The following is a 7752-nucleotide window of genomic DNA, read 5'->3' as shown; positions in this document are numbered from 1 at the left end:
AGTACAGCGGGACCGCGGGGCGGATCGAGAATTGTCAGGTGGGTGTCTTCGCCGTCTATGCGTCCGGCCGGGGGCGGGCGTATGTCGACCGCGAGCTGTATCTGCCGGAGAAGTGGACGGACGACCGGGAACGGTGCAGGGAGGCGGGCATCCCGGACGACGTCGCATTCGCGACGAAGACGGAGCTGGCGCTGGTCATGGTCCGCCGGTTCCACGAGGCCCATCCCCAGCTGGGCTGGGTCGCCGGCGACGAGGTCTACGGCCGCTCCCCCGAGCTCCGGACCTGGCTCGAGGATCACGAGATTGGCTATGTTCTGGCCGTCGCTACGAATACCGAGGTCTCCACAGCGCAAGGCCGATTCCGGGTCGACGCCCTCGCTGCCATGGTGCCTGACACGGCGTGGGAGACGTATTCCTGTGCTGACGGCTCGAAAGGGCCACGGCTCTACGACTGGGCGCTGGTCGAGACCGCCGACGCCGCCGGCCCCACCGGACGGCCGCGCCAGGTTCTCGTCCGGCGTTCCCGCGGCGAGAAAAAGGAGCTGGCGTTCTACCTGACCCATTCTCCCCGGCCTGTTCCGCTGGCGGCCCTGGTCACGGTCGCCGGTCGCCGGTGGAATGTGGAGGAATGTTTTCAGTCCGGAAAGAACGAAGTCGCTCTGGACCATTACCAAGTCCGGCTCTACCGTGCCTGGTACAGGCACATAACACTGTCCATGTTCGCCCACGCATGGCTCGCCGTCACCGTGGTCAAGAATCGTGAGAAGAATAGGCCGCCAAAGGAACGGCTGACCACCGCAACCGGCTACGCCCGCGAACCCGACGGCAGTATTCCGATCGCCGATCCGCCCGCGCCGGCCAGGAACAAGATGATCCCATTTACTCTCAATGAGATCCGTCATATTATTGTCCAAGTCTGGCAGGAGGCCATCCCTTTCAGTGTCACTCGGCGCTGGTCGGACTGGCGTCGACGCCACCAAGAGCGGGCGAGCTACTACCACTTTCGCCGGCGGATACGTGCCGCTCGAGCATCCGCCACGCCCGTCGCAGCCACATAGAGATCACTGTGGCTGTAGTATTAGGCAGGCCGGTACAGACCTATCGGCCGCTTCGATAAATGAGGGCCGTCGTAGCCATCGCGGGTGATCTCGATGGCGAGAACCTTGTCTTGGTTTGTCTTCGTGGCCCAACCGGATCGATATCCCATCCAGCGGAACGAAGGTTTGATCCAGGTCATTCGGTCACGTTTGAACGGGGCGACGAAGGCGCCTGCGTTGATCTTGTCGGCGGCTGGGTGGGTAGCCGGCTGTTCGTAGCCGGGTCTTCAGGATCGGTCCTGGTTGTCCGGGATCGGATCAGGTGGCGGGAGCGGGTTCTTCTTCTTCGTCGGGTATGGGGGTGGCCTGGCGGGCTACCTGTGCGCCGATGGCGGCGGCTTCTAGTTCGGCGGGGTCGTCGGGGTGGCTGACGGTGCCGCCGGGGCCGGCGGCGCCGGCGGATTGTTGGACCACGTGGGTGAGTTCGTGTGCGAGCAGGCCGCGGCCGGTCGGGGAGGATGGGTCGAATCGGCCTGGGGCGAAGAAGACGTCGGTGCCGGTGGTGAATGCTTCGGCCTGTACGGCCCGGTTCAACGTCGCGGCGGTGCTGTCGGTGTGGATCCGTACCGTTGACAGGTCGGCTTCGAGGTGGCCTTCCATCTCGGCGCGTACCGGTTCGGACAGTGGTGATCCTGTACCGCGGCGGGCCTGGATGGTGTCGGCGATTTTCGGGTCGAGTGGTCCGGCTCCCTGGGAGCGCAGGGTGGCGCGGAGCAGTGCCGAACGGCCAGCGGCGGTCGGGTTCTGTGTTCCGCGGAACGCACCGGTCGCCTGGCTGTCGCGGACGAGTCTGGCGAACGCGGCGTTACCGGCCATGGACGGCAGGATGTCGTGCGTGGGACGCGTTTCCGGTGTTCGGCCGATCGTGTTCCGACGGACGGTTCCCGCGGTCAGCGGACCGTCCAGGTTGTCGTGTTCCACGGTCGCCCTCCGAAGGGTGCGCGTCCAGATTGACCATCCCACCGTGATTATGGGCCATCGCAAGCCGAAAACCACCCGATGCGGGGCGAACGGCGGCGCACCGGTACCTGCCCTAATGGGCACACACAGGAGGGGAGTTCAGGTGTCGATCAGGTAGCAGAGAATTCCCGCGGGCACCGCCCAAGGCCCGCTCTCCTCTCGGGTGTCCAGGACATTACGGGTAACCAATAGTCCGTCGTACCCGGACGCGCTGATGGTGGCGGTCGCACCTCGCCAGGTGCCCCCCTCGACGTACTTGCTCTCCACCGCCGTGCCGGCCAGTTGCTCGGCGACGAAGTCGATCTCATGACGGGACGAGGTACGCAGGTGGAACAGAAACAGGTCCTCGGCCCATCCGACACCGCGGGCATGGGCACAGCGCTGCAGGGCCAGGCCGGTCTGCATCTCAGCGAGCACGGTGAGGTCGATGTCGGATCGGGCGGGGTTGCGCAGGTGAGCCAGCCGCGCAACCAGTGGATCGATTGCGTACAGCTTGTCCTGGGCGCGTTCCCGGGCCGTCCAGGCACGTTCTGCCTTCTGCGGGCAGTGCCAGAGCAGGTAGGCGTCGCCGAGATAGCGGACGTGGCGAGCTACCACGTCGTGTTTGAGATCCAGGTCAGCACCGATCCTGCTCATGTTGGCGGGAGCCGCCATCGACCGCATGAGTCGTTCCACCAGGGCAGCGGTGCCGGTCTGGCTGAGCTGGGACGCCGAGAAAGCGTCGCGGAACACGACGTTGAAGACGTCGTCGATGAACCACGCCGGCACCGGTTCACCGGCGCGGGCCGCCGCCACGGCAATCGGGAATCCGCCGTACATCAGATAGGTCTCCCAGGCGAGCACCAGATCGTCCAGCCACGGCAACAGATCGGCGTATGTTCTACGGGCCGCCTCTCCCCGCAGGTGGGCGAGGTCGACAGCGGGAAGGTCCGGCAGGTGGGGTCGCAGCAGCCGCGCGAAGCTCCGGAACCCCAGCGGCAGCAGGGTGCGGTCGCCATGGTCGATGCGTCCGCGTCGGCCGGCGAGCACGCCTGCGGACGCGGTCAGGCCCGCCGCGTTCGACCCGGTCAACACCACGGTGGCCACCGCGAACTCGGGGTCGTTGTCCCGCAACCACTTGATCTGCGCCGCCCAGTCACCGGTCGTCCCGGTGATCTCGTCGAACAACCACCACCGCGCGGTGCCCGGCGGTACCGGTGGCAGCGCGGTGTTCTGGACGACAGTCCGCAGGTCCTCCGCCGACCACACGTCCGCCGCGATCCGCACGATCGCCTGCGGTGGCGTCCCGCGTCTGACCAGATCGACGATGGTCTGCTTCACGGCCACCGTCTTGCCCACCCGGCGAGGTCCCCGCAGCAGGTAGAGACCCCCGTCGACCAGCCCGTCCAGACATGGTGACCGGTACCCGAGGCCGGTGTCGCGCACGGCGCGCAGGTCCGGATCCGTCGCTGCCCACTCGACGGTCCGCCACCACGGATTCGTGCGGGCCAGCTCCTGGGCAACCTGCCCGATCTTCGTGCCCATACGGCCACTCTACATTCCTCCGCGTCGCACCCTGAGGAAATGCCAATTCTTCAGGGTGCCACGCGGAGGAATGTAGACGCTGCTTCGGTGACCTGGTCTCCGAGCGCCATTCCCCGGTTCAGGAGTCCATACCCGCCGGCACATCGCCGATGATCGTGATGTCGAGCCCACCGACCAGCTCGGGATCGGACAGCAGGTCGATCGCGACGATCTTCCCAGCGATGATCGTGAAGTCGAACACGACCCGCGGTGTTCCGCGCGGAGCCCACACGGCGCCCATGGCTCCGTCGATGAGAGCCGGTTGTGCGGCTCGGGCGCGCCCCGAGAACGTGTCGACCACGGCCGCCGCTCCGTGGACCTCCTCGGCCAGGGCTGGCGCACCCGCGGCCCGCCTGGCCGCGGCGGCCTGCACGGCGGCCGGGTCGGCGCGGAGCACGACGTCCGGGTCGAGAAGTGCGAGCAGCGCGTCGAAGTCGCCGTTGCGCGATGCGGCGAGGAAGGCCTCGACAACCGCACGCTGGCGGGTCAGATCCGTGGGGGTTGTGGGTGTGCCCTGTACCCGACGACGCGCGCGGCTGGCCAGCTGCCGTGTCGCCGCCGGGGACCGCTCGACGATGGGAGCGATCTCGCTGAAGGGGACGGCGAACATGTCGTGCAGCACGAACGAGAGCCGTTCGGCGGGCACCAGCGTGTCGAGCACGACGAGCAGCGCGGAGCCCACCGAGTCGGCCAGGATCGCCTGGCGTTCGGGATCGATCCCGTCGACCGGGTCAGGTACGTGCTCGTCCAGCGGTTCCTCCCGCCGGGACCTGCGTGACTGCAGCATGTTCAGGCAGACCCGCGCGACGATCGTGGTCAGCCAGCCGCGCAGGTTCGCCACGCCGCTGGTGTCGGAGCGGCTGAACCGCAGCCAGGCGTCCTGTACCGCGTCGTCGGCCTCGGCCTGCGAGCCGAGCATCTGGTAGGCCACCGCCCCCAGATGCGTGCGGCTCTCCTCGAAACGCTCTGCCAGCCACTGCTGTTCGTCCATCGGTCACATTCCTCCGTCGCGGCCTGTCATACCAGTGACCGACGAAATCCGCCTGATGTGACAGGCCTTGGAGGAGAGCAGCCATGGAACCACGGATGAAGAACCCAGCGATGATCATTCCCGGTGCGATGCAGGCCATCGGGGCTCTGAACGCGTCGATCGAGCAGAGCGGTGTGCCGGCGGCGACGCTCGCGCTGGTCCACCTGCGCGCGAGCCAGATCAACGGCTGCAGCTCCTGCGTGGACGGGGGGGCACGCAGCGCCAGGAAGGCGGGCGAGACCGACGAGCGGCTGTTCGCGGTGGCGGCCTGGCGGGCGGCGCCGTACTTCACCGATGCCGAACGTGCGGCGCTGGCGCTCACCGAGGCTGTCACGCGGCTCAGCGACCGGGCGGACCCGGTGCCGGACGAGCTCTGGGACGACGCCGCCCGGCACTTTGACGAGCAGGCGCTCGCGGCCCTGATCCTCTCGATCGCGACGACCAACGTGTTCAACCGCATCAACGTCGCCACCAGGCAGGTGGCGGGAGCCTGGGGCTGAGCGACATCGCTGGCGGCGCTGGTCCCCGCGCCGCCAGCCACCGCGACCGGCCAGTGGAAGCAGAACAGGAACTGATCTTCGTCCGGGGTCGCGACGCCGAGAACCTGATCTGCGATCGGGCGCAGGTCGGTGCCGCAGGTCGGTGCCGCGGGGCGGCATCGGCTAGGTGATCCGGCTGCCGTCGGGCGCTGGGAAATTGGTGTAGATCCCACTCCATCCGAGAAAGGCCACGTCGTCGAAGGTGCGGTGGTTGGCCTGCTGAACGGCGAGCAGGCAGCCGCCCATGGATTGGCTCATTCCAGCGACCTTCGTGACGTCGATCGGCGGGATATCCGACGCCAGCGTGCCGGCGCCGAGTCTCGCGACGATCTCCTCGACGGTGGCATGGTTGGCGGCCGCAAGGTTCTCATAGGTCAGTGCCAGGGGATCGTCGGGCCTGGCGCTGTCGCCGACGAACAAATGGTCACAGGCCACGAAGACGAAACCGGCGGCTGTGTGATACTCAGCCTGACTGTAACCGGGAATCGCGCGGATGTCGTAGTACCTGCGCCCGAATCCACCTCCCGGAAATCCGAAAGGCGCGGTCGTCGGACCGTGGAGGTGATCGGGTAGGTAGACGGTGGTAGCGGTCGACAGTTCGCCAGGGTTGAACGGCTCGATGCTCTCTGGAATTCGGGCGTGCTGCCTCAAAAGTTTTCCCGACGAGCGAGGAAGTAAAAACCTCCCAGGCTGCCGCTGGTTCTCATCGCTGACTGTGAACGTGGAGGTGATGATCGGCGTTTGTTTGTTGTTAGGTACGGTTTTCGGCCGGATAGGCGTACCTGACGACAAACTCGCGCCGATCTTGCCGGTGGACGGTACCCGCTGATGTGGGTTATCGGCTGTTCAGGACGGCGTGGAGGTCCGCAGGCCGACGGCCTCTGCTGCGGCGATCATCCGTTTGTCGTAGGTGATGAGGTGGTGGAGATCGTCGCCGGCGAGGAGTGCGGTGGCCAGATGGATGGCGTCCAGCGAGCGGAGCACCGCTGGGGGCACAGTGCGCGCGAGGTCGAGGACTGTCGCCGTCACCGAGACGGCGGGGATGGTGCTGTCGCCGATCTCGATATGGTCCGACCGGCGGATGGCACGGGCTGCGACGTCCGCCGCGCCGATCGCGGTCAGAGCCCGCGTGGCCTCGACGGTGGTCAGCGCAGACGTGAGAAGATTGTGGTCGGGGTGTGCGTCGAGATGCTTGACCAGCGCGTCCGTTTCCGTCTCACGGCGGAGGAGCTTGACGACCGCACTGGTATCCAGGTAGATCATTAACGTTCGTCCTCGCGCATGTCGAGCAGAACGTCTGTGGCGGTCCTGCCCGCCGGGACCGAGGGTAGGTCTCGTGCGGCGCTCGCCACGGCCGTGGCCGTGGCGTAGCCCGCCGGGGGCGGTTCAGGGATGAGGCCGTCCCGTACCCAGCGGGCGAGCAGGCGTTGGGTACGGGCGATAGGAATGATCTCTGCGATCGGTTCCCCGTCACGCGTCACAATCAGCCGCTCGCCGCGCTCGACGCGGTCGAGCACGCTCGCCGCGCGGCGACTGAGATCGCGAGCGTTGATCGACGCCTGCCCAGCTGTCATGTCAGACATGATTGCCTTCCGTCAGGCGCAGTGTCAAGCGCCTATTGGCTGGGGTAGTCCATGATCGCTATCATGGTTGGGCGTTGCTCGATACAGCCGATGAGCGCACGATGCGCTGTCACGGTGTGCATCTGTTGCTGGCGGTGATGATCGGCGTTTGTTTGTCGTCAGGTACGGTTTTCGGCCGGATGGGCGTACCTGACGACACACTGGCGCCGATCGTGTCGACCGGCGCCCGTGGAAACCGATGCCAGTGGAAGACGGATACCGGTGGAAATGGCATGGCCTGCCCGATACGTTCTCAGTGCAGATGGTCCTGCCAGTCGGCGGGCGGCTGAGTAGGCGTTCGGCGGACGAAGCCTGGGCGAACAGGGAGAACCGCGGTGAGTGACTGGGATGTCCTGGGGTTGGAGGGTGATCCAACTCCAGGTGATCCGGATGCGGTGCGGGGCATGGCCGTCCGGTTGCAGCACCAGGCCGAGGTCGCCGAACACAACACCGCGCGGTTGCGGGCGATCGCGAGCAGTGGTGGCGAGCTGGCGATGGCCGGTGATTACGCGCCGGCGTTCACCGAGGCGTTGGTGGAGTTACCTGACGGGTTGGCCCGGCTGGCTCGTGCCTATCGGGGGTGTGGGGAGGCGCTGTTCGGTTATGCGAACGGTCTGACCGAGGCGAAGATCCGGGCGGGGGGTGCGTTGCGCGACGGCCTGGACGCCGAGGGTCGCTATCAGGTGGCGTTGGGTGAGGTGCGGGCGTTGCTGCCGCCGGATCGGGAGTGGTTGTTGTGGCCGCGGGCGGAGCTGTCCGAGGGTTCGATCGGTGCGGTGACGGCGATGTGGGATGCGGCGGCGGTGGCCGGGCAGGTTCGGGCGGCGGCCGCCCGGGGGCAGGTGGCGGGTGCGGATCGGGCCCGGGCCCGGCGGTTGGCGCTGGATGCGGCGGAGCTGCGGAGGGAGGCGGCCCGCACCTGTGCCCATGGCATTGAGAAC

General features: G+C 67.1%; 8 protein-coding genes and 2 pseudogenes. 3 read left to right on the top strand and 7 right to left on the bottom strand.

Features of this window, described 5'->3' with window-relative positions; translation table 11 throughout:
* The coding region (locus tag U9977_RS23325) for an IS701 family transposase (RefSeq protein ID WP_322751427.1) at positions 1–1058 on the top strand (1058 nt) is incomplete at its 5' end.
* A gap of 68 nt (positions 1059–1126) precedes the next feature.
* Here the strand turns inward: U9977_RS23325 and U9977_RS23320 are convergent.
* The 4 genes and pseudogenes from U9977_RS23320 to U9977_RS23305 form a co-directional block, all read right to left on the bottom strand.
* A pseudogene (locus U9977_RS23320) lies at positions 1127–1273 on the bottom strand (DUF4291 family protein); the annotation flags it as partial.
* 82 nt (positions 1274–1355) lie between these two features.
* Positions 1356–2018 carry a DUF4157 domain-containing protein gene (locus U9977_RS23315; RefSeq protein ID WP_322751426.1) on the bottom strand — a complete coding sequence of 221 codons (663 nt, stop codon included), beginning with the start codon at positions 2016–2018 and terminating at the stop codon, positions 1356–1358.
* Between the two features lie 138 nt (positions 2019–2156).
* Positions 2157–3581, bottom strand: a complete 1425-nt coding sequence (locus tag U9977_RS23310) for an ATP-binding protein (RefSeq protein WP_322751425.1) — start codon at positions 3579–3581, stop codon at positions 2157–2159.
* Between the two features lie 118 nt (positions 3582–3699).
* Positions 3700–4611 carry a sigma-70 family RNA polymerase sigma factor gene (locus U9977_RS23305; RefSeq protein ID WP_322751424.1) on the bottom strand — a complete coding sequence of 304 codons (912 nt, stop codon included), beginning with the start codon at positions 4609–4611 and terminating at the stop codon, positions 3700–3702.
* Positions 4612–4694: 83 nt separating this feature from the next.
* Between U9977_RS23305 and U9977_RS23300 the strand changes: the two genes are divergently transcribed.
* Positions 4695–5150 (top strand): carboxymuconolactone decarboxylase family protein, encoded by a 456-nt coding sequence (locus U9977_RS23300; RefSeq protein WP_416210758.1) that lies wholly within the window; start codon positions 4695–4697, stop codon positions 5148–5150.
* Positions 5151–5312: 162 nt separating this feature from the next.
* Here U9977_RS23300 and U9977_RS23295 read toward each other — a convergent pair whose 3' ends face one another.
* From U9977_RS23295 to U9977_RS23285, 3 genes are all read right to left on the bottom strand, one after another.
* A complete protein-coding gene (locus tag U9977_RS23295) occupies positions 5313–5840 on the bottom strand; it encodes a hypothetical protein (protein WP_322751422.1) in 528 nt (175 codons plus the stop codon).
* Positions 5841–6035: 195 nt separating this feature from the next.
* Positions 6036–6452, bottom strand: coding sequence for a type II toxin-antitoxin system VapC family toxin (locus U9977_RS23290; protein ID WP_322751421.1), 417 nt, complete (start codon positions 6450–6452; stop codon positions 6036–6038).
* Entirely contained in the window at positions 6452–6772 is a 321-nt protein-coding gene (locus tag U9977_RS23285; RefSeq protein WP_322751420.1) for a type II toxin-antitoxin system prevent-host-death family antitoxin, read from the bottom strand. Before U9977_RS23285 ends, U9977_RS23290 begins: the two co-directional genes overlap by 1 nt.
* Before the next feature lie 374 nt (positions 6773–7146).
* Here U9977_RS23285 and U9977_RS23280 point away from each other — a divergent pair.
* Positions 7147–7752: pseudogene (locus U9977_RS23280) on the top strand (type IV secretion protein Rhs); the annotation flags it as partial.

The sequence above is a fragment of the Protofrankia sp. Cas8 genome, assembly GCF_963555845.1.
Taxonomy (GTDB): Bacteria; Actinomycetota; Actinomycetes; order Frankiales; family Frankiaceae; genus Protofrankia.
This window is presented reverse-complemented; position numbering and strand designations above follow the sequence as displayed.

Excerpts from the sequence above, each read along its gene's own strand:
- U9977_RS23310 (WP_322751425.1), bottom strand. The coding sequence starts at position 3,581 with ATGGGCACGAAGATCGGGCAGGTTGCCCAGGAGCTGGCCCGCACGAAT.
- U9977_RS23305 (WP_322751424.1), bottom strand. The coding sequence starts at position 4,611 with ATGGACGAACAGCAGTGGCTGGCAGAGCGTTTCGAGGAGAGCCGCACG.
- U9977_RS23300 (WP_416210758.1), top strand. The coding sequence starts at position 4,695 with ATGGAACCACGGATGAAGAACCCAGCGATGATCATTCCCGGTGCGATG.
- U9977_RS23290 (WP_322751421.1), bottom strand. The coding sequence starts at position 6,452 with ATGATCTACCTGGATACCAGTGCGGTCGTCAAGCTCCTCCGCCGTGAG.
- U9977_RS23285 (WP_322751420.1), bottom strand. The coding sequence starts at position 6,772 with ATGTCTGACATGACAGCTGGGCAGGCGTCGATCAACGCTCGCGATCTC.